This window comes from Kribbella sp. NPDC050281, from assembly GCF_040655855.1.
Lineage (GTDB): Bacteria > Actinomycetota > Actinomycetes > Propionibacteriales > Kribbellaceae > Kribbella.
In genome coordinates this window covers 164,742-191,157 of record NZ_JBFAKS010000009.1, presented here as the reverse complement: position 1 = coordinate 191,157, position 26,416 = coordinate 164,742, and the positions used below count along the sequence as shown (strand labels likewise).

Below are 26,416 nucleotides of genomic sequence, written 5' to 3'. Positions count from 1 at the left end.
AGAAGCACAAAGGTTGAAACTGACGTGGCAACGACGACGACATCCCGCCCCGGGCGGCTACTGATCGTCTTGGGGGTCATTGTGGTCCTGCTGTTCGGGATCATGGGGCTCACCAAGACCTGGAAGCCCAAGCTCGGTCTGGACCTGCGCGGTGGCACCACCATCACCCTGACGGCGAATTCGCTCGCCGGTGGTGGTTCGGTGACCGCCGACCAGCTGAACGAGGCGAAGAACATCATCTCCCAGCGGGTCAACGGTGCGGGTGTCGCGGAAGCCGACATCACCACCTCCGGGGCGAACCACATCAACGTGGCCGTCCCGGGGGCCACGCAGGACGCCCTGGTGAAGCAGATCGGTCAGACCGCGCTGCTCTACTTCCGGATCGTGTACGACGCCCAGGCGGGCGCGCCGGCGCCGACTCCGGCGCCGACCCCCACGGGTACGCCGAAGCCGAGTGCGAAGCCGACCACGACGCCGAAGCCGAGCACCACGGTCAAGCCCAGTACGCCGGCGAACACGCCGAACGGGCGGGCCTGGAGCAGCGCCCTCGGCAACGCCACGCCGACGCCGACCCCGAAGCCGAGCACCCCGGCGACCGCCAAGCCGAGCACTCCGGCTGCGACGCCGGCCACGCCGGCTGCCACCGGTGACCCGCTGAAGTACACCCCGGACGCGGCCACCCAGGCGGCGTTCGCGGCGTTCCAGTGCACCGACAAGGACATCGCGGCGCAGACGGACGACCCGAACAAGCCGTTGTTCTCCTGCGACCGCCAGCGGACGACCAAGTACCTGCTCGGTCCCGCGATCATGAAGGGCACCGACCTGTCCGACGCCACCGCGGGCATCCCGCAGGGCGGCTTCCAGTGGCAGGTCAACCTGAAGTTCACCGGCGAGGGCGGCGACAACTTCCTCGACGCGACGACGGCCATCTCGCAGCGCGGCGAGGGCCAGAACCAGTTCGCGATCGTGCTGGACGGCGTGACCATCTCGGCCCCGAGCGTCGCGCAGCCGATCCCCGGCGGTCAGGCACAGATCACCGGCACGTTCACCGAGGCCGAGGCCCGCGACCTGGCGAACGTGCTGAAGTACGGCGCGCTGCCGGTGTCGTTCGACATCTCCTCGGTCGAGACGGTGTCGCCGCAGCTCGGTGGTGACCAACTGTCGGCCGGTATCTGGGCCGGTCTGATCGGTCTGGCGCTGGTCGTGATCTTCTCGTTCCTGTACTACCGCGGTCTGGGCATCGTGGTAGTGGCGTCGCTCGCGATCGCCGGCATCCTGACCGGCGCCACCGTGATCCTGCTCGGCAAGGCGATCGGGTTCACCCTGAGCCTGGCCGGCATCGCGGGTCTGATCGTCGCTGTCGGTATCACCGCGGACTCGTTCATCATCTACTTCGAACGCCTCCGCGACGAAGTACGCGAGGGCCGCAGCCTGCGCTCGTCGGTCGAGACCGGCTGGGCCCGGGCCAAGCACACCATCATCGCGGCCGACTCGATCTCGCTGCTGGCCGCGGTGGTCCTCTACGTCCTCGCCATCGGCAGCGTGAAGGGCTTCGCGTTCACGCTCGGCCTGACCACGCTGATCGACCTGCTGATCGTCTTCATGTTCACCAAGCCGCTGGTGACCCTGCTGGCCCGGACGGACTTCTTCGGCCACGGACACAAGCTGTCCGGCCTGGATCCGGAGCATCTCGGCGTGGAACGGCTGCCCGGGCAGATGAAACCGACGGCGCGGCCGCGCAAGACGCCGCCGACGCGCAAGCCGGTCGGAGGGGAGGTCTGATGTCGAAGCTCGGACAACTCGGTGCCAAGCTGCACCGCGGTGACGTCTCCTACGACTTCATCGGTCATCGCAAGCTCTGGTTCAGCGTCTCCGCGATCCTGGTGATCGTGTCGCTGGCCGGCCTGTTCGCCCGCGGCCTGGCGCTCGGAATCGAGTTCAAGGGCGGTGTCGAGTACCAGGCCAAGGTCAAGGTCACCGGCGACACGGTGCAGAACTTCACCGACGCGGTGAAGGCGACCAACGCCAAAGATCTCGGTGACCCGGTCGTCACGACGATCGGCGACGGCGCGGTGCGGGTGCAGACCAAGCCGCTCGGCCAGGACGACATCGCGAAGGTGCGAGCCGCGGTGGCCCAGGAGGCCGGCATACCGATCGACCAGGTGACCTCGCAGCAGATCGGCGCCTCCTGGGGGAAGCAGATCGCGAACAAGGCGATCCTGGCGCTGATCGTGTTCCTCGTCTTGGTGTTCGCGGTGATCTGGCTGTACTTCCGAGAACCCAAGGCCTCGATGGCCGCCATCATCGCGCTGATCCACGACGTGACGATCACGGTCGGGCTGTACGCGATCATCGGCTTCGACGTCACCCCGGCGACGGTGATCGGCGTGTTGACCATCCTCGGTTACTCGCTGTACGACACGGTCGTGGTGTTCGACAAGGTGCGGGAGAACACCCGGGGCATCACCGGGTCCAACCGGTTCACCTACTCCGACGCGACCAACCTGGCCGTCAACCAGACCGTCGTACGGTCGATCAACACCACGATCACCGCGCTGCTGCCGGTCGGCTCGATCCTGGTCGTCGGCACCGTCGTGCTGGGGACCGGACCGCTGAAGGACCTGTCGCTGGCGCTGTTCATCGGTATCGCGGTCGGTGCGTACTCGTCGATCTTCATCGCTCCGGCGCTGCTCGCGGTCTTCAAGGAGCGTGAGCCGGGTATGCAGGCGCTGCGCCGCCGGGTGATGGCCAAGCGGGCTCAGGCCGCGGCCGCCGGTACGCCGGCTCCTGCCGTGGCGACGGCCGGTGCTGGTGCGGTCGCCGCGCGGACCGCCGTACAGGACACGCCGCGCAAGCAGGACCGCCCGGCTGGTACGGCGCCGACGCCGGCGTCACGGCCGATGAAGGCCGCCGCGGCCGGACGCCCACAGCCGTCGCGCAAACCGCGCTCGAAGCGCGGCAAGTGACGATGCGGACGCTGGAGCAGGTCCTCGCCGACGGCATTCGCGACATCCCGGACTACCCGCAGCAGGGGGTGGTGTTCAAGGACATCACCCCGCTGCTGGCCGACCACGGCGGGTTCGCCCAGGTGGTCGACGCGCTGGCCGCGTTCGGGCGTGACGACGACGGGAACCCGGTGGTCGACAAGGTGGTCGGGATCGAGGCACGCGGGTTCATCCTGGCCGCCCCGGTCGCACTCGCCCTCGGCGCCGGGTTCGTGCCGGTGCGCAAGAAGGGGAAGCTGCCGGCCGCGACGTACGAGGAGTCGTACGCGCTGGAGTACGGCGAGGCGACCATCGAGGTGCACCAGGACGCGTTCACGCCGGGTGATCGAGTGCTCGTGATCGACGACGTACTCGCCACCGGTGGCACGGTCGAGGCCTGTCTGCGCCTGATCCGCCGCTGCGAGGCCGAGGTGGTCGATACGGCGGTCCTCCTCGAGCTTTCCTTCCTCCCGGGCCGCAAGCGCCTGGCGGGGGAGCAGCTGAGCGCCCTCGTGACCGTCTGACAGTTCCGATTCCGGGCAAACTCTCCGCGACCGGGAGTTGACCCGGCGTGTTGTCCACAGGGTGTTTCTGCCCCGTTGGCCGACGCCCCCTAGACTGGTGGTCTGTCGGCGGAGGGACACAACGTGGGCGAAGACCCGGCGATTGCATCAGCGGTGCCGAACGTTGCACCGCAGGAGCCTCCGCGCGCGCCGGTACCGGTGCGCCCGGCGCCGGAGCCGCCTGCCGCCCAACCGCCGAGGATCGCTCCAGCCCGCGTCCGGGCCCGCCTGGCCCGCCTCGGCGGCACCAGGCACCCGAACCGGGCGCCCATGCTCGAGCCGCTGTTCCGGGTCGTCCGGGCGACCCACCCGAAGGCCGATCTCGGCATGATCGAGCGCGCCTACCGGACCGCGGAGAAGTACCACACCGGCCAGATGCGCAAGAGCGGTGACGCGTACATCACCCACCCGCTCGCCGTCGCCACCATCCTGGCCGAGCTCGGTATGACCGCGCCGACCCTGTGCGCCGCGCTGCTCCACGACACCGTGGAGGACACGCCGTACACGGTGGACGAGCTGACCCGCGACTTCGGCGAAGAGATCGCCATGCTGGTCGACGGCGTCACCAAGCTGGACAAGGTCCGCTACGGCGAGTCGGCGCAGGCCGAGACCATCCGCAAGATGGTGGTCGCGATGTCCAAGGACATCCGGGTGCTGGTGATCAAGCTCGCCGACCGGCTGCACAACATGCGCACGCTCGGGTTCCTGCGGCAGGAGAAGCAGGAGCGGAAGGCCCGCGAGACGCTCGAGATCTACGCCCCGCTGGCCCACCGGCTCGGTATGAACACGATCAAGTGGGAGCTCGAGGACCTGTCCTTCTCGACCCTGCACCCGAAGGTGTACGACGAGATCGTCCGGCTGGTCGCCGAGCGCGCACCGTCGCGGGACGAGTACCTGGCGTCCGTGATCGACCAGGTGCACGAGGACCTGCGTGCGGCCAAGGTGAAGGCGACCGTCACCGGCCGGCCGAAGCACTACTACTCGATCTACCAGAAGATGATCGTCCGCGGCCGCGAGTTCGGCGACATCTACGACCTGGTCGGCATTCGCGTGCTGGTCGAGTCGGTCCGGGACTGTTACGCCGCGCTCGGCATCCTGCACGCGCGGTGGAACCCGGTGCCCGGCCGGTTCAAGGACTACATCGCGATGCCGAAGTTCAACATGTACCAGTCGCTGCACACCACGGTGATCGGCCCGCAGGGCAAGCCGGTGGAGCTGCAGATCCGGTCCTTCTCGATGCACCGGCGGGCCGAGTACGGCATCGCCGCGCACTGGAAGTACAAGGAGGACCCGACCTCGGGAGTGCCCGAGGCGGCCGGTCCGTCCAGCACCGAGATCGGCGGGCCCAACGAGATGCCGTGGGTCCGGCAGTTGGTCGACTGGCAGCGCGAGACCTCCGACCCGTCGGAGTTCCTCGACTCGCTGCGGTTCGAGATCAACAACTCCGAGGTGTACGTCTTCACCCCGCGCGGTGACGTGATGTCCCTGCCGACCGGGTCGTCGCCGGTCGACTTCGCGTACGCCATCCACACCGAGGTCGGGCACCGCTGCATCGGCGCCCGGGTGAACGGCCGCCTGGTGCCGCTGGAGAGCACGCTCGAGAACGGTGACGTCGTCGAGGTCTTCACCTCGAAGGCCCAGGGCGCGGGTCCGTCCCGCGACTGGCTGTCCTTCGTCAAGAGCCCGCGGGCGCGGAACAAGATCAAGCACTGGTTCTCCAAGGAGCGCCGGGACGAGGCGATCGAGCACGGCAAGGACGCGATCGCCAAGCAGCTGCGCAAGGAGGGCCTGCCGCTGCAGCGACTGCTGTCGCACGAGACCCTCACCGCGGTGGCGAACTCGCTGCGCTACCCGGACGTCACCGGCCTGTACGCCGCGGTCGGCGAGAGCCACGTGAGCGCACAGGCCGTCGTACGGCGTCTGATCGAGACGTACGGCGGTGAGGAGGGCGCGGCCGAGGACCTGGCCGAGGGCGTCCACCTGCCGGCCACCCGGGAGCGGCGCAAGCGGACGGCTCGTGGCGATGCTGGTGTCATCGTCAAGGGCGCGACCGACATCCTGTCCAAGCTGGCGCGCTGCTGTACGCCGGTTCCGGGCGACGAGATCATCGGCTGGATCACCCGCGGCGCCGGCGTCTCGGTGCACCGGGCCGACTGCGCCAACGTCGAGAACCTGCAGACCCAGCCGGAGCGGATCGTCGAGGTCGAGTGGGCCCCGACCGCCCAGTCCGTCTTCCTGGTCGCGATCCAGGTCGAGGCGCTGGACCGGGCGCGTCTGCTGTCGGACATCACCCGCGTGCTGTCCGACTACCACGTCAACATCCTGTCCGCGGCCCTGACCACGACCCGCGACCGGATCGCCAAGTCCCGCTTCACCTTCGAGATGGGCGACCCGACCCACCTCGGCCACGTCCTCAAGGCAGTCCGGTCCGTCGAGGGTGTCTTCGACGTCTACCGCGTCACTCAGTAGGGGCGGTGGGCAACGCCTTCGGCAGTTCGGTCGCCGGGCCGCGCGTGCGGCTGTCCAATGGTGGTTCGGACGTGTTCCTGGACGTGCTTGCGCTGGCGGCGTGCGAGCTGGCGGAGACCGGGTTCCAGCGCGGGTTCGCCTTGCTGCTGTGCAATTCGCGGATCGGGCTGGGTAACGAGAGCTTCGATCTGGACGAGTTGCCGTGGCCGTCGGTGGGCTGGGAGGCCGAGCGTGGGTTCCTGCTGCGGGTGATCGGGTTGGCGAAGGCGCGCTTCCGGTGGGAGATGCTGTCGTACGAGCCGCCGTACGCGGAGAAGTATCTGGCCGATTACGAGGAAGTGGTGCGGGACTACCGGCCGCCGGCTGAGCAGGTGGAGCTGCCGCGGATGTGGGATCCGGAGCCGGCCGCTACGGCGTTCACTCGTTGCCGTGAGCACGGCTTGTTCCTCGGCGACTACACGGACTGCCGAGTCTGTTCGTGAAACGCCGCAGTCTGCTGATCGTCGGGGCTGGGTTGCTGGCCGGATGCAGCAGTCCTGCGAGCCCGTCTCCAACGACCTCAGCTTCCTCGAGTACGCCGGCCTCAGCCGCACCTCCGACGGTCGTGACGACGCCACCTCCGACGGCCTCTGCGACTCCACGGCCCACGATCGCATTGCCGGCGGTGCGCCCGTGGGTGCCGGGTGCGGGAGAGATTCATCCGGAGGTCAAGCGGGCGGCGGTGGCGGCGGTGGTGGAGTTGCTGGGCCGGCCACGGGCCGCGGTCGACGTGATCGACGCGCAGTACGGCGGGATCCTGAGCGATTCGGCCAGCGTGCTGGTGCCTTGCCGTGTCTACACGATTGCGGGCGGACGCGTCGTGACCAGCGGCACCACGGTCGATGTACGGCTCAGCAGGTCGGGCGGGAGTTGGCGGGTGACCGCGACGCATCCGGCGCAACCCGGAGCGGCGACCTCACGGTTGTCCTCGGTGGCTCGGAAGGTGCTGGCCAGTGAGCGGATCGCTCTGCCGCCGGCCTCCGCGGCGGACATTCGCTCCGGGCAGGTCCACGACAGCGTGCTCACCACGATGCTCGAGCTCGCCAAGACCTACCGCATCGGCATCAGCGTGATCCGCTCCGGCCATCCGATCAACGTCTTCGGCACCAACCGCCCCAGCGACCATCCGCGCGGCCGAGCCTTCGACACCTGGCAGATCAACGGCCACGCGGTCGTCGCCCCAGGCACCTCACGCTCCCTGGTCACGTCGTACATGCGTGCGGCCGAATCCCTCGGCTCCTACAACGTCGGCGGCCCGTACCAACTCTCCGGCGCCGCCTTCTTCTCCGACCAGACCCACCACGACCACGTCCACGCCGGTTTCCAGACCTAGTCCCACTCCCACGCGATGCCGACCGTGCCAGGATCGGCGGAGGGTTCGACGACGTGCGCGCGGCCGTCGGCGGTGAGCATCAGCTCGCGCCGCAGGAGATCGGGACCGCTGGTGTGCCGGCGACGGAACTCGTGCACGCGAACCGGCAGGGCGGCCCGGTCGAACTGCACCTCGAGCACGTAGTGCGCACCGCCCCACTCGCTGAACCGTGGGTAGTCCACCGACGGCAGGCCGGTCCGGTCCTCGATCTCGTAGTGCACGACAGCCGTGTCGCCGACGGCGAGAAGCCGATCGAGCAGGAGCTCGGCCAGCATGGCGCCGGCCTCGGGAGCACGCGCGACCCGGCCGGTCCGGCAGCCGCTCACCGCGTGCAGGGCGAGCTGGTCGACATCGCATCCGGGTTCGCCTTGGTGCGCGATGATGAGCCGGTCCACCGGCTCCACGGCGACAACGCTCTGAGTCACGCGTCTCCGCTGGGCGCTCCGGTCCGGGCCGAGGTGGATCTCGTCGAGCACGGAGAGGGTGCGGAGCCGGCCGTGAGCGTCGCGACGAAGCCGATCGAGCAGGCGGGTGAGGGACACGGCATAGTCGACGACGGCGTACGGCGGCGTCGTCGCGGCCGGTTCGCTGCGGGCCGGCGGGATGCGAACCGTGAGCCAGCCGGGTGGCAGCCGCAGGAGCTCCTCGAGCGCACTGATGACGGCCAGCGAGTCCTCGCGCGGGATCCGGCGGCCGCTCTGCCAGGTACTGAGCGTCGCGACGCCGACGTGGAGCCCGCGGTCGGCCAGATGCGTGCGGATGCGGTTCAGGGCCAGGCCACGGCGCGCGATCGCCTGCCGCAGCGCCTCGGCGAACGACGTTTCCGGAGTCACAGGCCGCACCGACGATTCGATCATGGTGATGCTCCTTGGGTCCGCCGGTCAGTGTAAACATTCACAGCACTGTCCGGCAGTAGTTCGTCACGCGCTGTTCACGGCTGCGTCGCGTTCACAGTGGGCATCCGGCCGGTCCGCCGGTCCTTGCCGGGCGCGGACGTGCTCCTGACGATGGATCTCTCCCCATCCACCGAAGGAGGATCCATGCGCAGGCTCCGCCCCCGCCGTACCTGGTCATTGCTTCTGGCAATGATCATCGGCCTGGCCACGCTGGTACCGCTCGCTCCGCCCGCCTCGGCCGCGCCCGGCAGCTACTACCTGAACGTCACCGGGCAGGCGCAGCAGAAGTCGAACTGGTGCTGGGCCGCCACCGGCAACAGCATCGCCGCCTTCTACGGGAAGTCGTACTCGCAGAACCAGTTCTGCAACCTGGCCTTCGGCAACAGCACGAACGTGACATGTCCGAACAACCAGGCCACGCTGGCGAACGACCAGCGGGCGTTCCGGTCGATCGGGATCAGCGCCGGGAGCTACGTGTCGTCCACGCTCAGCTTCAGCACGCTCGTCGGCGAGATCGCGGCCGGGCGCCCGGTGATGACGCGCATCGGCTGGTCGTCGGGCGGCGGGCACATGATGGACATCATCGGGTACGACTCCTCCGATTCGACGATCGAGTACTACAACCCCTGGCCGGACGACCCGCGTTACAACTACTCGACGTACACCTGGTACCGGTCCAACTCCCAGTTCACCTGGACCCACTCCCTGTACCGGATCGGAGCCTGACATGCCCCGCCCGAAGAACATCCTGCTCCGTCTCAGCGCCGTACTGGCCGTCGGTCTCGGCCTCGTGCTGACCGTCGGCGGGACTGCCGGTGCGGCCGGTCCCGAGCCGGTCTCCAGCGATGAGTTGTCAAAGGCAACCACCGCGGCACACTCGGCGACGGCCCTCGGCCTGCTCGGCAAGGTCTCGACCGGATCTGCCAAGACCGCGGCCACGGTCTCGCAGGACACCCACGCGGTGTACGCGCTCAACCCGGCCTTCGTTCGCGACGCCTCGGCGCCAGTGGCGACCTTCTGGTACGCCGCCACGCCCGCCAGCAAGGGTGGTCAGGCGTTGACGGTCTACACCGCTCCAGACCAAGCCGGTGCTTGGCAGGCAGTCAACGTGGCAAGCGGTAACACCGAAGCCCGCATGTTCGCCGCAGCCCGCGGCGCGGTCGTCTTCACCGAGCCTCAGATCGGCGCCTGGTACGCCCTCACGGGCACCCGGATCCGCCCCCTCAACGCCTCCGCCACCAAGTCGATCGGCCCCAGCCCGATCACCATCGCTGCCTACAACGAGCTCGTCTCCACCCGCTACTCCGACAAACTCCCCGGCACCCACTACTCAGACCAGGGCGTAGCCGGCGGCTACGACACCGCCGCCGCAGCACCCACCGACACCTACAACGACCTCATCCTCGGTTCCACAGTCGGCGCCATCGCCCTGCTGGGCCTGGCGTGCCTCTATCACCGCCGCGCCAACCGGAGGTCCGCAGCCACCCTCCGCAGTGCGCGGTAGGTCCTAGAGGAATCGGCAGGTCAGACCGGGAGTCCCCACCGGCCTGACCTGCCGATCCACCGGCGGCGGTCACCAGCGGCGGGGGAGTCTGGGCTCCTGGCACAGGAATGCGCCAACAGCGAGCTCGAGCGCCGGCTACGAGCCCCACAGGTCGGTCCGCCGTACCGAGATCACGTGCCAGCCAAGAGCATCCAGCTCAGTACGCCGGGTCTCGTCGCGCAACTGCTGTTTCTGCGTCGAGTGCCACTGGTCGCTGTCGTACTCCAACCCCAGCCACTTCCCATCCACGGGCCGATCCGGATAAGCAAGATCAAGCCGGTAGACGCGGCTGGGCCCATCCACGCGAACCTGAAGGTCGGGCGTACCGAAACCAGCATCCAGAAGCCGGAGCCGAAGCCAGGAGTCTCCAGGCGAGGCGGCGCGTCGGTCCGCGTAGCGGAGGATCGTCTGGCCCTGGCGATAGCCGCGATGGCCTTCGTACGCGGCCGAGGCGGCCCGAAGGGCCCAGCGGTCGGCCTTGCCCGAGCGGAGGATGGCGTCCACAGCGGACAGGGCAAACGGCCGTGGCAGCTGCATCGCCAGCCCGAGTGCGGTGGCTGCCGGGCTGGTCACCCGAATGCCGTCGACCTCGACGACCTCGGTGATCGGTTGATGGGTCCACTCAGGCTGGATGAGATCCTCAGCCCCGAGTGCCGTCGTGTCGATCCCGTGGAGCCACGCGGCGGCTCGACCCCGCACGACAGCGTCCTGCGGAACGACCAGGCGGAGGGCGTCGCACCGAAGCTGGGGTGAGTCACGCACCCGGACATCGATGTAGACACCCTTCAGGAGCTGGCGAATCAGGCCACGGCCCAGCAGCCATGCGAGTTTGCGCGGCACCTGGCGGGCCGTGAAGGGAATGCCCGCGAAGTAGTAGGGCTCGTCGTACTGGAACATCCCAGCAGGATGACCGACAACCGCCTAGGCGTGATTCGAGTTATCCACAGGGTCAGCTGAAGTCGGTGAGGGCGTTTTGGGCTTGGGTGAGCCATTCTCGGCGGGCGGCTATGGCTTCTCGGGCTTCGGTGGCTTTGCGGGCGTTGCCTTGGGATTCGTGCTTGGCAGCCTGCTTCTCCAGGTCCGCGATGAGGGACTGGAGTTGCTTCACGGTGGCCTCGGCGCGGGCGCGGGCCTCGGGGTTGCTGCGGTTCCAGACCTCGTCCTCGGCGGACTTGACGGCCTGCTCGACGGCGCGCAGGCGGGAGTCGACCGAGCGCATCGCGTCGCGCGGGACCTTGCCGATCTGGTCCCAGCGGTCGAGGTACTCGCGCAGTTGCTCGCGCGCGGTCTTCGCGTCGTCCACCGGCACGATCGTCTCGATCTCCACCAGCAGGGCCTCCTTGGCGCGGAGGTTCTCGACCTGCTCGGCGTTCTCCTCGGCCTGGATGGCGTCCCGGGCACCGAAGAACATGTCCTGGGCGGCCCGGAAGCGCGCCCACAGCTTGTCGTCCACCTCGCGCGGCGCGGGGCCGGCGGCCTTCCACTGCCGCATCAGGTCGCGGAAGCGGCCCGACGTCGGACCCCACTCGGTCGATGCCGCGAGCGTCTCCGCCTCGGCCGCGAGCCGCTCCTTCACCACGGCCGCCTCCTCACGCTTGGAGGACAGCTCGGCGAAGTGCTGCTTGCGATGCCGGGTGTACGTCGTACGCGCGGAAGAGAACCGGTGCCACAGCTCGTCGTCGCTGGACTTGTCCAGCCGCGGCAGGGCCTTCCACTCGTCCAGCAGTTCGCGCAGGCGGGTGACGCCGTGGCGCCAGTCGGTGCCGGCCGCTATGGTCTCGGCCTCGGTGGCGATCTTGGTCTTGGCGGAGCGGGCTTCCTCGACCTTCGCGGCCCGTTCGGCCTTGCGCCGTTCGCGCTGCTGGGCGACGAGTGGGGTGAGCGCCTCGAGCCGGGTCCGCAGGCCGTCGAGATCGCCGACCGCCTGGGCCTCTTCGATCGAGCTGGTCACCTTCTTCACCGCGGCGCGCGCGTCGTCGGGCGACACGGTGCCGGCCTGGACCCGCTGTTCGAGCAGATCCACCTCGAACGCCAAGGCGTCGTACCGGCGGGTGTAGAAGGCGAGGGCCTCCTCTGGGTTGGCGTCCGGCCACTGGCCGACCGCGCGTTCACCGTCCTTGGTCCGTACGAAGACCGTTCCGTCCTCCGCTACCCGGCCCCAGCTCTCTCCGGCCACAACTCGCCCCTTCCGGCGGTATGTACTGCGCTCGTGCCCATTCTGGTCAGTCCCTGGTCCAACCGCGCGAACAAGGCCTGGCCGGGCGCGTCGAGGCGCTTTCCCGACGCTTATCCCTGAACAATCACAAACTCCCGTCGCGGACGCAACGGTGTTGCGTCACAATCCGGTTCGAACTCACCGCCTTCGCACCGGTAGCCTTGGGTGGTCCCGAACCGTTCCAGGAAGGTCAGTCGTGCTCATCGCCGGGTTCCCCGCGGGGTCGTGGGGTACGAACTGCTACGTCGTCGCCACCGGCCAGGGCGCGGAATGCATCGTCGTCGACCCGGGCCAGGACGCGGCCGCGGGCGTCGAGCAGGTGGTCCGGGAGAACAAGCTCAAACCGGTGGCCGTCCTGCTCACACACGGTCACATCGACCACATGTTCTCGGTCCTGCCGGTCTGCGGGACGTACGACGCGACCGCCTGGATCCACCCGGACGACCGGCACCTGCTGGCCGATCCGATGGCCGGCCTCAGCCCGGAGACGGCGCGGATGCTGCTGGGCGGCAACCACGAGTTCGCCGAGCCCGACGACGTCTCCGAACTCAAGGACGGCCTGAGTCTCGAGCTGGCCGGCCTCGGCTTCACCGTCGACCACACGCCGGGGCACACCCGGGGTTCGGTCACGTTCACCACGCCGTACGACGGGCCGGAAGACGTGCCCGCGGTTCTGTTCTCCGGTGACGTGTTGTTCGCCGGGTCGATCGGCCGGACGGATCTGCCTGGGGGCGACCATCCGGCGATGCTGCATACGTTGGCCACCAAGATCCTGCCGATGCGCGACGAGATCGTCGTCCTGCCGGGTCATGGTGGCCAGACCACGATCGGCCGGGAGAAGGCGACCAACCCCTACTTGCAGGACCTGGAGATACCGAAACCATGAGCAAGGTGACCCCATTGAGTGGGTTCCCCGAGTTTTTGCCGGCGGATCGCATTGTCGAGCAGCAGTTCCTCGACGTGATCCGGGAGACGTTCGAGCTGCACGGCTTCGCGTCGATCGAGACCCGCGCGGTCGAGCCGGTCGAGCGTTTGTCCAACCAGGGCGAGGATGCGGACAAGGAGATCTACGGCGTACGGCGCCTCGCCGCCGGAGCCGATGAGGACGCCGCGCTCGGTCTGCACTTCGACCTGACGGTGCCGTTCGCGCGGTACGTGCTGGAGCACAGCGGCAAGCTGGTCTTCCCGTTCCGCCGCTACCAGATCCAGAAGGTCTGGCGGGGTGAGCGCCCGCAGGAGGGCCGCTACCGCGAGTTCACCCAGGCGGACGTCGACATCATCGACTCCGGCGAGCTGCCGAACCACTACGAGGTCGAGCTCCCGCTGGTGATCGCGGACGCGCTGCGCCGGCTGCCGGTGCCGGAGTTCGTGATCAAGGTCAACAACCGCAAGATCCCCGAGGGTTTCTACCGCGGGCTCGGCCTGGACGACGTGACCTCGGTGCTGCGGATCGTCGACAAGATCGACAAGATCGGCCCGGACAAGGTCGTCGAGCGGCTGATCGAGGCGGGTGCGACCGACAAGCAGGCCCGGCTCGCGGTGCAGCTGGCCGACATCTCCAGCACGGACACGTCCTTCGTGGATCAGGTTCGTGCGCTCGGCGTCGAGCACCCGACGCTGGACGAGGGGCTCGAGCAGCTGAGCCAGGTGATGGCCGCGGCCGCCGAGCACGCACCCGGCCTGCTGATGGCCGACCTGCGGATCGCCCGCGGCCTGGACTACTACACCGGCGCGGTCTACGAGCTGTACCTGGTCGGCCAGGAGTCGTTCGGGTCGGTCGGTGGCGGTGGCCGGTACGACGCCCTCGCGTCCGACGGCAAGACGACGTACCCAGGTGTGGGGATCTCGATCGGCGTGTCCCGGTTGGTGCACCGGCTGGTCAGCCAGGGGTTGCTCAAGGGCACCCGCAGTACGCCGACCGCCGTACTCGTGGCCCTCACCGCGGAAGAGGACCGGGCCGAGGCCATGCGGACCGCGGCGACGTTGCGCGGCCGGGGGATCCCGGTCGAGGTGGCACCGGCCGCGGCGAAGTTCGGGAAGCAGATCCGGTTCGCGGACCGGCGGGGCATCCCGTTCGTCTGGTTCAAAGGCACAGCGGACGGTCCCGCTGAGGACTCCGTGAAGGACATCCGTAGCGGTGAGCAGGTGCCCGCCGACGCCGCGACCTGGACGCCGCCCGAGGCCGACATCCGACCCCGTATCGATACCACTACTCAGGAGAACTCGTGATCCGTACCCATTCCGCAGGCTCGTTGCGCGCCGAGCACACCGGGCAGACCGTGATCCTGGCGGGCTGGGTGGCGCGGCGACGCGATCACGGTGGCGTGGCCTTCATCGACCTGCGCGACTCGACCGGCACCGTGCAGGTGGTCATCCGCGACGAGGACGCCGCGCACGGCCTGCGCTCGGAGTACTGCCTGAAGATCGTCGGCGAGGTCGCCCTGCGACCGGAGGGCAACGCGAACCCGAACCTCCCGACCGGCGAGATCGAGATCATCGCGACCGAGGTCGAGGTGCTGAACGAGGCCGCGCCGCTGCCGTTCCCGGTCGAGGAGCACCACGCGACGCCGGTGAACGAAGAGGTCCGGCTGAAGTACCGCTACCTCGACCTGCGCCGCCAGGGCCCGGGTACGGCGATCCGCCTGCGCAGCGAGGTCAACAAGGCGGCCCGTGAGGTCTTGGCCAAGCACGACTTCGTCGAGATCGAGACGCCGACGCTCACCCGCTCCACGCCCGAGGGCGCCCGCGACTTCCTGGTGCCCGCTCGCCTGCAGCCGGGCAGCTGGTACGCACTGCCGCAGTCGCCGCAGCTGTTCAAGCAGTTGCTGATGGTGGCCGGGATGGAGCGGTACTTCCAGATCGCCCGCTGCTACCGCGACGAGGACTTCCGGGCCGACCGGCAGCCGGAGTTCACCCAGCTCGACATCGAGATGAGCTTCGTCGACCAGGACGACATCATCGCGCTGTCCGAGGAGGTCCTGACCGCGCTCTGGAAGCTCGTCGGGTACGACGTCCAGACGCCGATCCCGCGGATGACGTACGCCGAGGCGATGGCGCGGTTCGGTAGCGACAAGCCGGATCTGCGGATGGGCCTGGAGCTGGTGGAGTGCACGGAGTACTTCAAGAACACGCCGTTCCGGGTGTTCCAGGCGCCGTACGTCGGTGCCGTCGTGATGCCCGGGGGAGCGGACCAGCCGCGCAAGCAGCTGGACGCGTGGCAGGACTGGGCCAAGCAGCGTGGAGCTCGCGGTCTGGCGTACGTGCTCGTTGGTCAGGACGGCGAGCTCGGCGGCCCGGTGGCCAAGAACCTGTCCGACGAGGAGCGCGCGGGCATCGCCGACCACGTTGGCGCGAAGCCGGGGGACTGCATCTTCTTCGCCGCCGGTCCGGTGAAGTCGTCGCGGGCGCTGCTCGGCGCGGCCCGGCTGGAGATCGGCCGCCGCGGTGGCCTGATCGACGAGTCGACGTGGTCGTTCGTGTGGGTCGTCGACGCGCCGCTGTTCGAGCCGGCAGATGAGGCGACCGCCGCCGGTGACGTCGCCGTCGGTTCGGGTGCGTGGACCGCGGTCCACCACGCCTTCACCTCGCCGAAGCCGGACTCGCTGGAGACCTTCGACACCGACCCGGGCTCGGCGCTGGCGTACGCGTACGACATCGTCTGCAACGGCAACGAGATCGGCGGCGGGTCGATCCGTATCCACCGCGAGGACGTGCAGAAGCGGGTCTTCAAGGTGATGGGCCTGACCGACGAGGAGGCTTCGGAGAAGTTCGGCTTCCTGCTCGACGCGTTCAAGTTCGGCGCGCCGCCGCACGGCGGGATCGCGTTCGGCTGGGACCGGATCACCGCGCTGCTGGCCGGCACCGAGTCGATCCGCGACGTGATCGCGTTCCCGAAGTCCGGCGGTGGGTACGACCCGCTGACCGCCGCGCCGGCGCCGATCACCGCCGCCCAGCGCAAGGAGGCCGGCGTCGACGCCACGCCGGGCAAGTCCGACGCTCCGGGCAGTGTCGGCGGCGGTAACGGCTGAACCGGTTTGGCGGTTCGTATACAGTCGACCTGGTGACCTCCAACCCGGTTCTTGTCGGAGACGGCCATCTGCCCCTGCGCGACGTGGTCGCGGCGGAACTGCGCCGGCTGATCCTGGACGGTTCGCTGCAACCGGGCGAACGGCTCGTCGAGGATCGGCTGGCCCAGCAGCTCGGCGTCTCGCGCAACCCGATCCGGGAGGCGATGCGGGTGCTGGAGGCCGAGGGCTTTCTCGACGTGGTCGCCCGGCGCGGGGCGTTCGTGGCGAAGCTGTCGGCCCGCCAGGCCGACGACCTGTTCTATGTCCGGCTCGCACTGGAGCCGTTGGGAGCCCGCCTGGCCGCCTCGGTCGAGGAGCCGCCAACCGCTTTGCTGCAACGGGCCTGGGAGATCCTGGCCATGGTCCGCGACTCCGGGCCGGACCAGGATCTCGACACCCTGTCGACCCTGCACACCGAGCTGCACTCGCTGGTATTCGAGATGACCCGCAACAGCTACCTGATCGCCATCGCGATCCCGATGGTGAAGCGCGGCCAGTGGCTGCTCAGGCAGAGTGCGCCGCTGCAGAACCCGGCCGCGTGGACCGAGCATTACGGCCTGATCGAAGCCATCGAGGCCGGTGACGCCGACCTCGCCGAGGCGGCCGCCCGCCACCACGTGCTGAGCGTGCGCAGTTCACTGCGGCCCCGGCTCGATCGCGCCTGAGCCCACCACAGGCCACCGCGACACCCGCAATCTGTATACGACGGCGATCTCGACGGCCTCCACTCGCGAGGACCGATTCCTCTGTCGGCCCCGGGCCATGGCCGGAAGTTCTGCTGCCCTCCCTGCCGTGGAGCCCTGTGTTTCAAGGAAACAAGCGCAGGGTGGCCACCGCTCCACAGTCGGAGACGAAACTGTCACGTGGCGGATCGGAAATATGCCCGTAGCACAGGCCGTATACAACATACGGAAGAGCTTGGCCTGTCACCTCGAGGAGCACCTCTCATGGACCACCACCCCCATCGCTCCACCACCGCGGTCTCCACCGCCGGGGCCTCCACCACCGCGGCCTTCGGCACCGCCGTCCGCCGTCCGATCTCCCGCCGCCGGCTGCTGGGGCTGGGCGGCGGCCTCGCCGCCGGGGTCGGCCTTGCCTCGGTGCTGTCCGCCTGCAGCGCCGACGACGCCACCACGACCGCCGCGGTCTCGTCCAGTGGCGGGACGCTGACGATGGGCATCAACGCCACGCCCGACACGCTCGACCCCGGAGCCACCGGTCTGGCGCTGACCCTGCTGATCTCGTTCGCGCTGTTCGACCCGCTGGTCTACTGGCTGCCCGACGGCAACGGCGGCAGCGTTTTCCACCCGGGCCTGGCCGAGTCCTGGACGATCTCGCCCGACGCCTCGGTCTACACCTTCAAGCTGCGCAAGGGCGTGACGTTCCACGACGGCACCCCGTTCAACGCCGCCGCGGTGAAGGCGACGTACGACCACGTGGTCGACCCGCGGACGAAGTCCAAGAGCGGGCTGGGGGCGCTCGGGCCGTACCGCGAGACGAAGGTACTCGACGACTACACCGTGCAGATCGTCTTCACCGAGCCGAACGCGTCATTCCTGCACCAGCAGGCGGCCGGCAACTTCGGTATCTCGTCGCCGGCCGCGCTGACCAAGTACGGACCGACCGGCTTCGGCAACCACCCGGTCGGCACCGGGCCGTTCACATTCGACAGCTACCAAACCGGCAGCCAGCTCACACTGCTGAAGAACCCGAAATACACCTGGGGGCCGAAGGCGCTCGGCGACGGGCCGGCCAAGCTCGACAAGCTGGTCTTCCGGATCGTCACCGACGACAGCGGCCGCTACAACGCGCTGCAGAGCGGTCAGCTGCAGATCGCCATGAACCTGCCGCCGAACAACATCTCCGCCGCCCAGAAGTCCGGCAGGTACCAGCAACTGGTGGTGCCCTCGATCGGTACTCCGCTCGGGATGCCGATCAACGTGGCCAAGCCGCCGACTGACGACCCGCTGGTCCGGCAGGCGATCCTGTCCGCGGTCGACCAGGACGCGATGGTCAAGAGCATCCTGTACGACGTCTACAAGCCGGCCCACAACGTGCTGACCCCGATCACCCCCGGGTACAGCGAGGCGGCGAGCAAGACCTACTCCTACGACCCGGACAAGGCGGCAGCGCTGCTCGACCGGGCCGGCTGGTCCGTCGATGACGGCGGCACCCGGACAAAGAACGGCCAGAAGCTCAACCTGGACATCATCTTGTTCAGCGGGGCAGGCCTGGAGCTGCCGACCCAGTTCATCGTCTCGGAGCTGCAGAAGGTCGGCTTCAGCGCGACCACGTCGGTCCAGCCGTTCGCCACCGCGCAGGCCAGCTTCAACTCCGGCGTGCACAACCTCGGCTCGTTCGGTTACTACGGCGCCGACCCGTACCTGCTCAACATCTGGGTCAACTCCAACGCGATCGAGTCGGGCTTCAACTGGTCCCACTACAACAACCCGGCGATCGACAAGATGATCGCCCGGGCCAACGCCACCGCAGCCGAGGCCGCCCGAAACAACTTGTACCAGCAGATCGGGACGAAGCTGATGCAGGACTCGATGTTCCTGCCTCTGTGGGATGTCGCGGGTGCGTTCACGCTCTCGCCGAAGGTGAAGAACCTGCACCAGACCCTCAACGGCTACCTGGCGTTCCACAGCGCCACCGTCGGCTGATGGCGCTGTTCGTCCTGCGCCGGCTCGGCGCGGCGGTCCCGGTCGTGCTGGGCATCACAGTGATCGCGTTCATCTTGGTGCACGTCGTTCCGGGCGACCCGGCCAAGGTGATCCTGTACGGCGCGAACGCCTCCCCCGAGCAGATCGCCGCGCTGCGCCAGCAGCTCGGGCTCGACCTCCCGCTGTGGCGCCAGTACGCCGCCTTCGCCGGCCAGCTGCTGCGCGGCGACCTCGGCACGTCGTTCCTGACCCAGAACTCGGTGGCCTTCGAGCTGCTCTCCCGGGCTCCGAGCACGCTGGTCCTGACGCTGGCGTCGATGCTCGTGGCGGTGGCGATCGGAGTTCCGCTCGGTCTGGTCGCGGGGATGCGGCCCGGCTCGGCGCTCGACACGCTGGCTCGCTGGATCTCGTTCGCCGGCGTGGCGGTGCCCTACTTCTTCCTGGCCCTGCTGCTGGTGCTGGTGTTCAGCGTCAAGCTGCAGTGGTTCTCCGCGATCGACGACGGAACGGCGAAGGCCCTGGTGCTGCCGGCAGTCTCGCTCGGTTGGGGCTATGCCGCGATCCTGACCCGGCTGGTCCGCGGCCGGGTGATCGAGGAGCTGCGCAGCGACTACGTGAAGGCGGCCCGGGCCAGGGGCAGCGGTGACCTGCGCGTGCTGCTGCGGCAGGTGCTGCGCAACTCGTCGGTGCCGGCGGTCACCACCATCGGCCTGCAGTTCGGCAACATCCTGACCGGTGCCGCGATCACCGAGGTGATCTTCGGCCGCGCCGGGCTCGGCAGCTTCCTGGCCACCTCGATCACCAGCAAGAACATCCCGGTCGTGCAGGGCGCCGTCGTGGTGATCGGCGTCTCCTACGTCCTGATCAACCTCGGCGTTGACCTGCTCGTCGGCGCTATCGACCCCCGGACCCGGCAGGAGGCCCGAGGATGACGACCGACCCCCTGAGCCTGAGCCCGGCCGTCGTGCCGGGGCGGACGGCGATGCCCGCCACCGGCTCCGTCAAGGGGCTGAAGGCAACCATCGGACGTACCGGGCTGCTGCTGGCGGTGCTTCTCGTCGGCATCCTCCTGGCCGCACCCGGCCTGCTCGCGCATGTCAGCCCGGTTGCCACCAGCGACGCGAATCTGCAAGGCCCCAGCGGGAGTCACCTGTTCGGCACCGACCTGCTCGGCCGCGACGTCTTCAGCCGCACCGTGTACGGCGCTCGCCCGGTGCTGCTGGCCAGCCTGCTCGGGGTTCTGCTTGCCACGGCGGCCGGTGTCGCCATCGGGGTTCTGGGCGGAGTCGCTCCGAGGCTGGTCAACGCAGTGGTGATGCGTCTGGTCGATGTGTTCCTGGCCCTCCCGGTGCTGCTGATCGCACTGATCCTGATCGCGACCGCCGGATCCGGCGTCCGCAGCATCGTGCTCGCCATCGGCATTGCCTTCACTCCCGGCTTCGCCCGCGTGGTGGAGTCCTCGGTCCGCCGCCTACGCAAGGCGGAGTACGTCGAGGCGGCGCGTGTCTTCGGGTCGACCACCATCCGCACGTCCTGGCGGCACCTGATCCCCAACCTGCTCACCGAGGTGGTCGTGCTCGGCAGCAGCGCGATCGGCTGGGGTGTGCTGACGGCGACGACGCTGAGCTTTCTCGGCCTCGGCGTCCGGCTGCCGGCACCCGACTGGGGGAGCGACTTGGCCGCCGGTGCGACGAACCTGGCCGACGCCTGGTGGCTCTCGACCTTTCCCGGCCTGGCCATCATGGCCACGATCCTGCTGGCCAACTTCGCCGGTGACCACCTGATGCGGGTGCTCGACCCGCGCGAGGGCGTGCGGTTCGGCCGCCTGTTCCGGCTGGTCGCCGCCCGGCGGTCCGCTACCCGCGACGGAAGGGACGACAGATGAGCCTGCTCGAGGTCAGCGGCCTACGGACCGAGATCGACACCCGGCAGGGCCGGATCCGTCCGGTCGACGGGGTGAGCTTCTCCGTCGAGGCGGGTCAGACCCTCGGCCTGGTCGGGGAGTCCGGGTGCGGCAAGACGATGACCGGCCTGTCGATCCTGCGGCTGCTGCCGCCCGGCGGAACCGTCACCGGCGGGTCCGTCCGCCTTGACGGCGAGGAGCTGACCGGCTTGGACGAGCCCGCGATGCGCCGGTTGCGCGGTCGCCGGATGGCGATGATCTTCCAGGACCCGATGACCTCGCTGAACCCGGTCCGCACGATCGGCAGCCAGCTGCGCGAGGCGTACCGGATCCACGTCGGCGGCAGCCGCGCGGCGGCGACCGCGCGGGCCACCGAGGTGCTCGGACTGGTCGGCATGCCACGGCCACGGGAACGGCTGGGTGACTACCCGCACCAGCTGTCCGGCGGGATGCGGCAGCGGGTGATGATCGCGCTCGGCCTGATGTGCGAACCGAAGCTCCTGATCGCCGACGAACCGACCACTGCGCTCGACGTGTCGATCCAGGCGCAGATCCTGACCCTGATCGACGACCTGAAGTCGCAGCTGTCGATGGGAGTGCTGCTGGTCACGCACGACATGGGAGTGATCGCCGAGTACGCCGACCGGGTGGCGGTGATGTACGGCGGCCGGATGGTCGAGCAGGCCGGCGTCCAGCAGTTGTTCGAGGCACCCCGGCACCGCTACACGAAGGCGCTGCTCGCTGCGATGCCGACGCTGGAGCTGGACCGCGGCACAGAGTTGTCCACCATCCCCGGAGCACCGCCGAAGCTGCTGGACCCCGCGCCGCAGTGCCGCTTCGCGCCGCGGTGCGCCTTCGCGCAGGAGGATTGCCGCCGTACGGACCCGGCCCTGGTGGAGGTGACACCGGGCAGCGATCACCTGCACGCGTGTTTCCATCCGACCGCGGAATCCCCTGCGCGGTGGGAGCCGGAGGTACGGCGTGTGCGGAGCGGAGCCGAGCCGCGGACGAGTGAGACCCTGGTCCAGCTCTTCGACGTGCACAAGAGGTTCGGGCTGAAGTCGCAGCGGCCGTTCGGGCCCAGGCGGGCGGTGCACGCGGTGTCCGGGGTGACCTTGAGCATCGGGGCGGGTGAGACACTCGGCATCGTGGGGGAGTCGGGCTGCGGCAAGACCACGATCGGCCGGATGCTGGTCGGGCTCGAACGTCCGAGCAGCGGGTCGGTCACCTTCGACGGCCGCGACTTGACCGCTCAGAGTCCGGCTGTACGACGGCGTCGCCGGCGGGACCTGCAGATGATGTTCCAGGACTCCGCGGCCGCCCTTGACCCTCGGATGACGGTCGCCGGACTGATCGAGGAACCACTGATCGCCCAGGGCGTCGGCACGCGCCGCGAGAGGCGCGACACCGTGCGCGAACTGCTGGACGCGGTGGGCCTGCCGCCCGAGGCCGCGCAGCGCTACCCGCACGAGTTCTCCGGTGGGCAGCGGCAGCGGATCGCGATGGCCCGGGCGCTGGCGCTGCGCCCGCGGGTGATCGTGGCCGACGAGCCGGTGTCCGCGCTCGACGTCTCGGTCCAGGCGCAGATCCTGAACCTGATGCGCTCGCTGCAGGACCGGTACGGCCAGACGTACGTGGTGATCTCGCACGACCTGTCGCTGCTGAAGTACCTCGCCGACCGGATCGGCGTGATGTACCTCGGCCGGCTGGTCGAGCTGGGGCCGAGCGAGGACGTCTACGGTGCGCCTCGGCACCCGTACACGGCAGGACTGATCAAGGCGATCCCGTTGCCACCAGCTGCCAAGGCCGACCAGCCCGAGTCACGTCAGGAGCAGTCGGGACCGGTGCGGTCCGTGGGACTCGGCGGCGAGCTGCCGTCCGCGATCGATCCGCCGAGCGGTTGCCACTTCCGGACCCGTTGTCCACTGGCCACCGAGCGCTGCGCCACGGAAGCACCGGCGCTCACCGCCGGCGACGGCCTGCACGCGGTGGCCTGCCACCACCCCCTGACCACCGAACTCCTGACACCGGCGAGGTAGCGGATGACCATCCACGACACCACCCACAGACTCGACCCCACCCCGCGGACAACTGTCGACGTGTTCACCGCGGAACGTGCACCGGTGCTGACCGTCGACCCGGGCGACACCCTCGTCGTACGGTCGCTGGACGCCTCCGGCTACCTCGAGCCGCAGACTACGCCCGGGGAGAAGCAGCCGACGATGTTCGCCGAGTCGCGCGGGCACTGCCTGACTGGCCCGATCGCGGTGCGGGGTGCGCGGCCGGGCGACCTGCTGGCAGTGCGGCTCCTGTCGCTGACCCCGGATCCGTGGGGCTGGACCGTCGCCGGTGCGCTCGAGTCCCCGATCACCGAACGACTCGGGATCACCGGGCAGCCGCCGTCCTGGCTGCTGTGGGATCTGGACGCCGAGGCCGGCACGGGGACCTGCAACGCCGGCTTCAGCCGGCAACTGGCGCCCTTTCTGGGCGTGATCGGCGTTGCTCCGCGGGCCACCGGCGAGCACTCGACCATCCCGCCCCGCACGGTCGGTGGCGGCAACATCGACTGCAAGGAACTCGTCGCCGGGTCGACGCTCTACCTGCCGCTCGCCGTCGCCGAGGCGATGCTCAGCCTCGGCGACGGGCACGCGGCCCAGGGCGACGGCGAGGTCGGGGGGACCGCTATCGAGTGCCCGATGACCACCACCTTGGCGCTGGACCTGGTCCGCGAGCCGCCGCCGCTGCGGTCGATCCACGCGGAAACCCCGGCGGGACGGATCACCTTCGGATTCGACCCCGATCTCGACGTCGCGATGGGCGACGCGCTGGACGCGATGGTGTGCTGGCTGGAGGTGATCCTCGACGTGGACAAGAGCACCGCCCTGGCCCTTGCCAGCACCGCCGTCGATCTCAGGATCACCCAGGTCGCGAACCAGACTTGGGGCGTGCATGCCGTGCTGCCGACCGGAGTACTGGTGTGATGGCCTGGCCGGTGGAGACCGGGGTGTTCGCGCTGGGGGACCTGCCGGTGGAACGCGGCGGCGTCATCCGCGACGCCGGGCTGGCCTGGCAGACGCACGGCACGCTGGCGCCGAGCCGGGACAACGTGATCGTCTATCCCTGCAGCTACGGCGCGACGCACGAGACGCAGGACTGGCTGATCGGGCCCGACGGGGTGCTCGACCCGGAGCGCTGGTTCGTGGTGATTCCGGACATGTTCGGCAACGGGTTGTCGTCGAGCCCGTCCACCGACCCGGACTACCCCTCGCTGGTGACGATGGCGGACAACGTGCACGCGCAGTACCGGCTGCTCACCGAGGCGTTCGGCATCACCCAGGCGCACGCGGCGTGCGGGTTCTCGATGGGCGCCGGCCAGGCCTACCACTGGGCGGCGCTCTACCCGGACTTCGTCCAGCGGGCGATCGTCGTGTGCGGCAGCGCACGTACGTCGCTGCACAACCGGGTCTTCTTGTCCGGGCTGCTCGGCATCCTGGAGGCGGCGCCGGAACACCTCGGCGACGGGCGGTTCGGCGCGGAGCCGGTCGCGGCGAACAGGGCCTTCGCGCACGTGTACGCCGGCTGGGGCTGAGCCAGGACTTCTATCGCGCCCGGTTGTTCGAGACCCTCGGCTTCGCCGACCTGGACACCTTCCTGCAGGTTGACTGGGTCGACCGGTTCGCGGAGGGACGCGCGGCCGATCAGTACGCCCAGGCCCTGACCTGGCTGGCGGCCGACATCAGCACACCGTACGACAGTGACCTGGACGCCGCGCTGGCGGCGATCACCGCCCGGGTCCTGCTGATGCCTTCGGCAACCGATCTCTACTTCCGGACGGCGGACAACGAGCTGGAGCTGGCCGCGTTGCGCAAGGCGGAGCTGGCCGAGATCCCGAGCGTATGGGGTCACCGGGCCGGATCACCGCGCGACAGCCCGGACGACCTCGCCTTCCTCCGCCGGCACGTACGCGGCTGGCTCGCCGACTGAAAGGACCACCATGAGCATCGCCGACTCGTCTTACCGCATCCTGCCGCCCACGCTGGACGGGCGGATCCCGTTCGCCGACGGTGAGACCTGGTTCCGCGTCACCGGTGACCTGTCCAGTGGCGTTACGCCGCTGGTCGTCGCGCACGGCGGTCCCGGCGCCACGCACCAGTATCTGCTGTCGCTGACCGCATTTGCGGATCCGGATGGGCCTGCGCGGCCGGTCGTGCACTACGACCAGTTGGGCTGCGGGAACTCGACGCACTTGCCCGACGCCGACCCGTCGTACTGGACCGTCGAACTGTTTCTGACCGAGCTGGAGAACCTGGTCGCGCTGCTCGGGATCGCCGACAACTACCACTTGCTGGGTCAGTCGTGGGGCGGCATGCTCGCCGCGGAACACGCCGTACGGCGTCCTGCCGGGCTGAGACGGCTCGTCATCGCGAACTCGCCGGCGTCGATGCCGTTGTGGCTGGAGGCGGCCGCCTCATTACGGGCCGGACTCCCGCCCGTGATCGACCAGACCCTCCGGTCGCACGAGGAGGCCGGGACCACGGACTCCCCGGAGTACGAGGCCGCGATGACGACGTTCTACGACCGGCACGTCTGCCGGGTGGTGCCGAACCCGCCCGAGGTGCGCGCGGCGTTCGCGGCACTGGAGGAGGACCCGACGGTCTACCACACGATGAACGGGCCGAGTGAGTTCCACGTGGTCGGCAGTCTGCGCGACTGGAGCATCGTAGACCGGCTGGCGAACATCGACGTGCCGACGCTGGTGATCTCAGGGGCGTACGACGAGGCGGCACCGGTCGCCGTGATTCCGTACGCGAAGCTGATCCCGGACGTCCGCTGGGAAGTGTTCGAGTACTCCAGCCACATGCCGCACGTCGAGGAGCACAGCCGGTACGTCTCGATGGTCGAGTCCTTCCTGCGCGGCCGTGACTGACTCGAGAGGCTTGAGCTCGACCGCGTTGGCGGCCTCGGCTAAGGGCGCGCTCGGACCCAGGTCTTGTCGGGGGTCAGGTAGTCGGCCAGTGTCAGCCCAGCTTCGGCCAGTTGGGCTGACAGCTGGTCGTCGCTGAGGTTCTGGGTCAGGATCCGCTGCGACCACGAGCGATCGCCGATCGTGTGGGTCAGCGTCGCCGCCTGGCGGCCGCCGGGGAGCTCCTCGACGTCGGAGACGACCAGGCGGCGGTGCTCGTTCTCCATCACGGTGGTGCCACGAATCATCCCGGGGATCTGCTGCTGGAGCAGAACCGCCCCGCTCGGGCGGACGTGGTGAGCGCAGGTGCGCAGGAGGCGCAGGCGTTCGTCGTCATCGGCGACGTTGATCAAATACGACATCATCAGCACTACGTCGAAGCGGCGGTCCAGCCGCAGGTCGCCGATCGTCGAGCAGATCGTCTCGGTCTCGGTGACGCGCGCGACCATGTCCGGTGATTCGTCGACCGCGACCACCCGATGTCCGAGCGCGAGCAGCGGCCGGGTGATCCGCCCGGTGCCGCAGCCGAGCTCGAGGATGCTGCTGCCCGGTTCCATCGCGGCGTTGATCAATTCGTCCTCACCGTGCGCCGGTGTGGCCTCGTAGAGTTCTATTGCGCTGCCGTCCGGTGTGTGCGGCCCAGGTCCGGTCCCACCTTGTCCGACTCTCATGCCAGCAGGCTTCACGAATCGGCCGGGAGTCGCCAGACCTTCGGTCCACACCGAAAGAAGGGGAG

At 69.1% G+C, this 26,416-nt stretch carries 24 protein-coding genes; 20 read left to right on the top strand and 4 right to left on the bottom strand.

The features are described from left to right. Positions 1 to 24 precede the first annotated feature (24 nt). From secD to AB0I34_RS12705, 6 genes are all read left to right on the top strand, one after another. Positions 25 to 1,782 carry a protein translocase subunit SecD gene (gene secD, locus AB0I34_RS12730; RefSeq protein WP_360444003.1) on the top strand — a complete coding sequence of 586 codons (1,758 nt, stop codon included), beginning with the start codon at positions 25 to 27 and terminating at the stop codon, positions 1,780 to 1,782. Beyond that, positions 1,782 to 2,966 carry a protein translocase subunit SecF gene (gene secF / locus AB0I34_RS12725; RefSeq protein WP_360444000.1) on the top strand — a complete coding sequence of 395 codons (1,185 nt, stop codon included), beginning with the start codon at positions 1,782 to 1,784 and terminating at the stop codon, positions 2,964 to 2,966. Before secD ends, secF begins: the two co-directional genes overlap by 1 nt. A gap of 2 nt (positions 2,967 to 2,968) precedes the next feature. Then, positions 2,969 to 3,508, top strand: coding sequence for an adenine phosphoribosyltransferase (locus tag AB0I34_RS12720; protein ID WP_360444096.1), 540 nt, complete (start codon positions 2,969 to 2,971; stop codon positions 3,506 to 3,508). 309 nt (positions 3,509 to 3,817) lie between these two features. Continuing rightward, a complete protein-coding gene (locus tag AB0I34_RS12715; protein ID WP_360443997.1) occupies positions 3,818 to 6,016 on the top strand; it encodes a bifunctional (p)ppGpp synthetase/guanosine-3',5'-bis(diphosphate) 3'-pyrophosphohydrolase in 2,199 nt (732 codons plus the stop codon). A 5-nt stretch (positions 6,017 to 6,021) separates the two neighbouring features. Further along, a complete protein-coding gene (locus AB0I34_RS12710) occupies positions 6,022 to 6,498 on the top strand; it encodes a hypothetical protein (RefSeq protein WP_360443994.1) in 477 nt (158 codons plus the stop codon). A 182-nt stretch (positions 6,499 to 6,680) separates the two neighbouring features. Beyond that, positions 6,681 to 7,388 carry a hypothetical protein gene (locus AB0I34_RS12705; protein ID WP_360443991.1) on the top strand — a complete coding sequence of 236 codons (708 nt, stop codon included), beginning with the start codon at positions 6,681 to 6,683 and terminating at the stop codon, positions 7,386 to 7,388. On the opposite strand, the gene AB0I34_RS12700 is transcribed toward AB0I34_RS12705, so the two are convergent. Next, positions 7,385 to 8,284 (bottom strand): hypothetical protein, encoded by a 900-nt coding sequence (locus tag AB0I34_RS12700; protein WP_360443988.1) that lies wholly within the window; start codon positions 8,282 to 8,284, stop codon positions 7,385 to 7,387. The two genes, AB0I34_RS12705 and AB0I34_RS12700, sit on opposite strands and share 4 nt — an antisense overlap. 183 nt (positions 8,285 to 8,467) lie before the next feature. Between AB0I34_RS12700 and AB0I34_RS12695 the strand changes: the two genes are divergently transcribed. Beyond that, entirely contained in the window at positions 8,468 to 9,049 is a 582-nt protein-coding gene (locus AB0I34_RS12695; protein ID WP_360443985.1) for a papain-like cysteine protease family protein, read from the top strand. 1 nt (position 9,050) lies between these two features. Further along, on the top strand, positions 9,051 to 9,827 hold the full coding sequence (locus tag AB0I34_RS12690; RefSeq protein ID WP_360443982.1) for a hypothetical protein: 777 nt from the start codon (positions 9,051 to 9,053) through the stop codon (positions 9,825 to 9,827). Positions 9,828 to 9,962: 135 nt separating this feature from the next. Here the strand turns inward: AB0I34_RS12690 and AB0I34_RS12685 are convergent, their stop codons facing one another. Then, positions 9,963 to 10,763, bottom strand: coding sequence for a hypothetical protein (locus AB0I34_RS12685; protein ID WP_360443979.1), 801 nt, complete (start codon positions 10,761 to 10,763; stop codon positions 9,963 to 9,965). Between the two features lie 52 nt (positions 10,764 to 10,815). Then, positions 10,816 to 12,042 (bottom strand): DUF349 domain-containing protein, encoded by a 1,227-nt coding sequence (locus AB0I34_RS12680; RefSeq protein ID WP_360443976.1) that lies wholly within the window; start codon positions 12,040 to 12,042, stop codon positions 10,816 to 10,818. A gap of 235 nt (positions 12,043 to 12,277) precedes the next feature. Here AB0I34_RS12680 and AB0I34_RS12675 point away from each other — a divergent pair, with 235 nt between their 5' ends. The 12 genes from AB0I34_RS12675 to AB0I34_RS12620 all read left to right on the top strand — a co-directional run bounded on the left by AB0I34_RS12675 (position 12,278) and on the right by AB0I34_RS12620 (position 25,644). Continuing rightward, the gene (locus AB0I34_RS12675) at positions 12,278 to 12,967 is read left to right on the top strand and encodes an MBL fold metallo-hydrolase (RefSeq protein WP_360443973.1); all 690 of its coding nucleotides are present in this window, start codon (positions 12,278 to 12,280) and stop codon (positions 12,965 to 12,967) included. Next, positions 12,964 to 14,310, top strand: a complete 1,347-nt coding sequence (hisS, locus tag AB0I34_RS12670) for a histidine--tRNA ligase (protein ID WP_360443970.1) — start codon at positions 12,964 to 12,966, stop codon at positions 14,308 to 14,310. The genes AB0I34_RS12675 and hisS overlap by 4 nt, the downstream gene beginning before the upstream one ends. After that, the gene (aspS, locus tag AB0I34_RS12665; protein ID WP_360443967.1) at positions 14,307 to 16,109 is read left to right on the top strand and encodes an aspartate--tRNA ligase; all 1,803 of its coding nucleotides are present in this window, start codon (positions 14,307 to 14,309) and stop codon (positions 16,107 to 16,109) included. Before hisS ends, aspS begins: the two co-directional genes overlap by 4 nt. A 32-nt stretch (positions 16,110 to 16,141) precedes the next feature. Next, complete coding sequence (locus tag AB0I34_RS12660) at positions 16,142 to 16,813, top strand: GntR family transcriptional regulator (protein WP_360443964.1); 672 nt, start codon at positions 16,142 to 16,144, stop codon at positions 16,811 to 16,813. Between the two features lie 282 nt (positions 16,814 to 17,095). After that, the gene (locus AB0I34_RS12655) at positions 17,096 to 18,814 is read left to right on the top strand and encodes an ABC transporter substrate-binding protein (RefSeq protein WP_360443961.1); all 1,719 of its coding nucleotides are present in this window, start codon (positions 17,096 to 17,098) and stop codon (positions 18,812 to 18,814) included. Further along, positions 18,814 to 19,746, top strand: a complete 933-nt coding sequence (locus AB0I34_RS12650; RefSeq protein ID WP_360443958.1) for an ABC transporter permease — start codon at positions 18,814 to 18,816, stop codon at positions 19,744 to 19,746. Before AB0I34_RS12655 ends, AB0I34_RS12650 begins: the two co-directional genes overlap by 1 nt. Next, complete coding sequence (locus AB0I34_RS12645) at positions 19,743 to 20,699, top strand: ABC transporter permease (RefSeq protein ID WP_360443955.1); 957 nt, start codon at positions 19,743 to 19,745, stop codon at positions 20,697 to 20,699. The genes AB0I34_RS12650 and AB0I34_RS12645 overlap by 4 nt, the downstream gene beginning before the upstream one ends. Continuing rightward, positions 20,696 to 22,756: an ABC transporter ATP-binding protein gene (locus tag AB0I34_RS12640; protein WP_360443952.1), complete on the top strand. Its 2,061-nt coding sequence runs from the start codon at positions 20,696 to 20,698 to the stop codon at positions 22,754 to 22,756. Before AB0I34_RS12645 ends, AB0I34_RS12640 begins: the two co-directional genes overlap by 4 nt. 3 nt (positions 22,757 to 22,759) lie before the next feature. Next, a complete protein-coding gene (locus AB0I34_RS12635) occupies positions 22,760 to 23,698 on the top strand; it encodes an acetamidase/formamidase family protein (RefSeq protein ID WP_360443949.1) in 939 nt (312 codons plus the stop codon). Then, the gene (locus tag AB0I34_RS12630) at positions 23,698 to 24,306 is read left to right on the top strand and encodes an alpha/beta fold hydrolase (RefSeq protein ID WP_360443946.1); all 609 of its coding nucleotides are present in this window, start codon (positions 23,698 to 23,700) and stop codon (positions 24,304 to 24,306) included. Before AB0I34_RS12635 ends, AB0I34_RS12630 begins: the two co-directional genes overlap by 1 nt. Positions 24,307 to 24,329: 23 nt before the next feature. Next, positions 24,330 to 24,701, top strand: a complete 372-nt coding sequence (locus AB0I34_RS12625; RefSeq protein WP_360443943.1) for a hypothetical protein — start codon at positions 24,330 to 24,332, stop codon at positions 24,699 to 24,701. Between the two features lie 10 nt (positions 24,702 to 24,711). Continuing rightward, positions 24,712 to 25,644 (top strand): proline iminopeptidase-family hydrolase, encoded by a 933-nt coding sequence (locus AB0I34_RS12620; protein WP_360443940.1) that lies wholly within the window; start codon positions 24,712 to 24,714, stop codon positions 25,642 to 25,644. A gap of 38 nt (positions 25,645 to 25,682) precedes the next feature. Here the strand turns inward: AB0I34_RS12620 and AB0I34_RS12615 are convergent, their stop codons facing one another. Continuing rightward, a complete protein-coding gene (locus AB0I34_RS12615; RefSeq protein ID WP_360443937.1) occupies positions 25,683 to 26,351 on the bottom strand; it encodes a class I SAM-dependent methyltransferase in 669 nt (222 codons plus the stop codon). Positions 26,352 to 26,416: the final 65 nt, after the last annotated feature.

What these genes read in the sequence shown, in the direction of transcription:
- AB0I34_RS12620 (WP_360443940.1), top strand. Translation starts at nt 24,712, where the DNA reads ATGAGCATCGCCGACTCGTCTTACCGCATCCTGCCGCCCACGCTGGAC.
- AB0I34_RS12655 (WP_360443961.1), top strand. Translation starts at nt 17,096, where the DNA reads ATGGACCACCACCCCCATCGCTCCACCACCGCGGTCTCCACCGCCGGG.
- AB0I34_RS12615 (WP_360443937.1), bottom strand. Translation starts at nt 26,351, where the DNA reads ATGAGAGTCGGACAAGGTGGGACCGGACCTGGGCCGCACACACCGGAC.
- AB0I34_RS12695 (WP_360443985.1), top strand. Translation starts at nt 8,468, where the DNA reads ATGCGCAGGCTCCGCCCCCGCCGTACCTGGTCATTGCTTCTGGCAATG.
- AB0I34_RS12635 (WP_360443949.1), top strand. Translation starts at nt 22,760, where the DNA reads ATGACCATCCACGACACCACCCACAGACTCGACCCCACCCCGCGGACA.
- AB0I34_RS12685 (WP_360443979.1), bottom strand. Translation starts at nt 10,763, where the DNA reads ATGTTCCAGTACGACGAGCCCTACTACTTCGCGGGCATTCCCTTCACG.
- secF (WP_360444000.1), top strand. Translation starts at nt 1,782, where the DNA reads ATGTCGAAGCTCGGACAACTCGGTGCCAAGCTGCACCGCGGTGACGTC.
- AB0I34_RS12645 (WP_360443955.1), top strand. Translation starts at nt 19,743, where the DNA reads ATGACGACCGACCCCCTGAGCCTGAGCCCGGCCGTCGTGCCGGGGCGG.
- AB0I34_RS12640 (WP_360443952.1), top strand. Translation starts at nt 20,696, where the DNA reads ATGAGCCTGCTCGAGGTCAGCGGCCTACGGACCGAGATCGACACCCGG.
- AB0I34_RS12650 (WP_360443958.1), top strand. Translation starts at nt 18,814, where the DNA reads ATGGCGCTGTTCGTCCTGCGCCGGCTCGGCGCGGCGGTCCCGGTCGTG.
- hisS (WP_360443970.1), top strand. Translation starts at nt 12,964, where the DNA reads ATGAGCAAGGTGACCCCATTGAGTGGGTTCCCCGAGTTTTTGCCGGCG.
- AB0I34_RS12720 (WP_360444096.1), top strand. Translation starts at nt 2,969, where the DNA reads ATGCGGACGCTGGAGCAGGTCCTCGCCGACGGCATTCGCGACATCCCG.
- AB0I34_RS12690 (WP_360443982.1), top strand. Translation starts at nt 9,051, where the DNA reads ATGCCCCGCCCGAAGAACATCCTGCTCCGTCTCAGCGCCGTACTGGCC.
- AB0I34_RS12715 (WP_360443997.1), top strand. Translation starts at nt 3,818, where the DNA reads ATGCTCGAGCCGCTGTTCCGGGTCGTCCGGGCGACCCACCCGAAGGCC.
- AB0I34_RS12700 (WP_360443988.1), bottom strand. Translation starts at nt 8,284, where the DNA reads ATGATCGAATCGTCGGTGCGGCCTGTGACTCCGGAAACGTCGTTCGCC.
- AB0I34_RS12630 (WP_360443946.1), top strand. Translation starts at nt 23,698, where the DNA reads ATGGCCTGGCCGGTGGAGACCGGGGTGTTCGCGCTGGGGGACCTGCCG.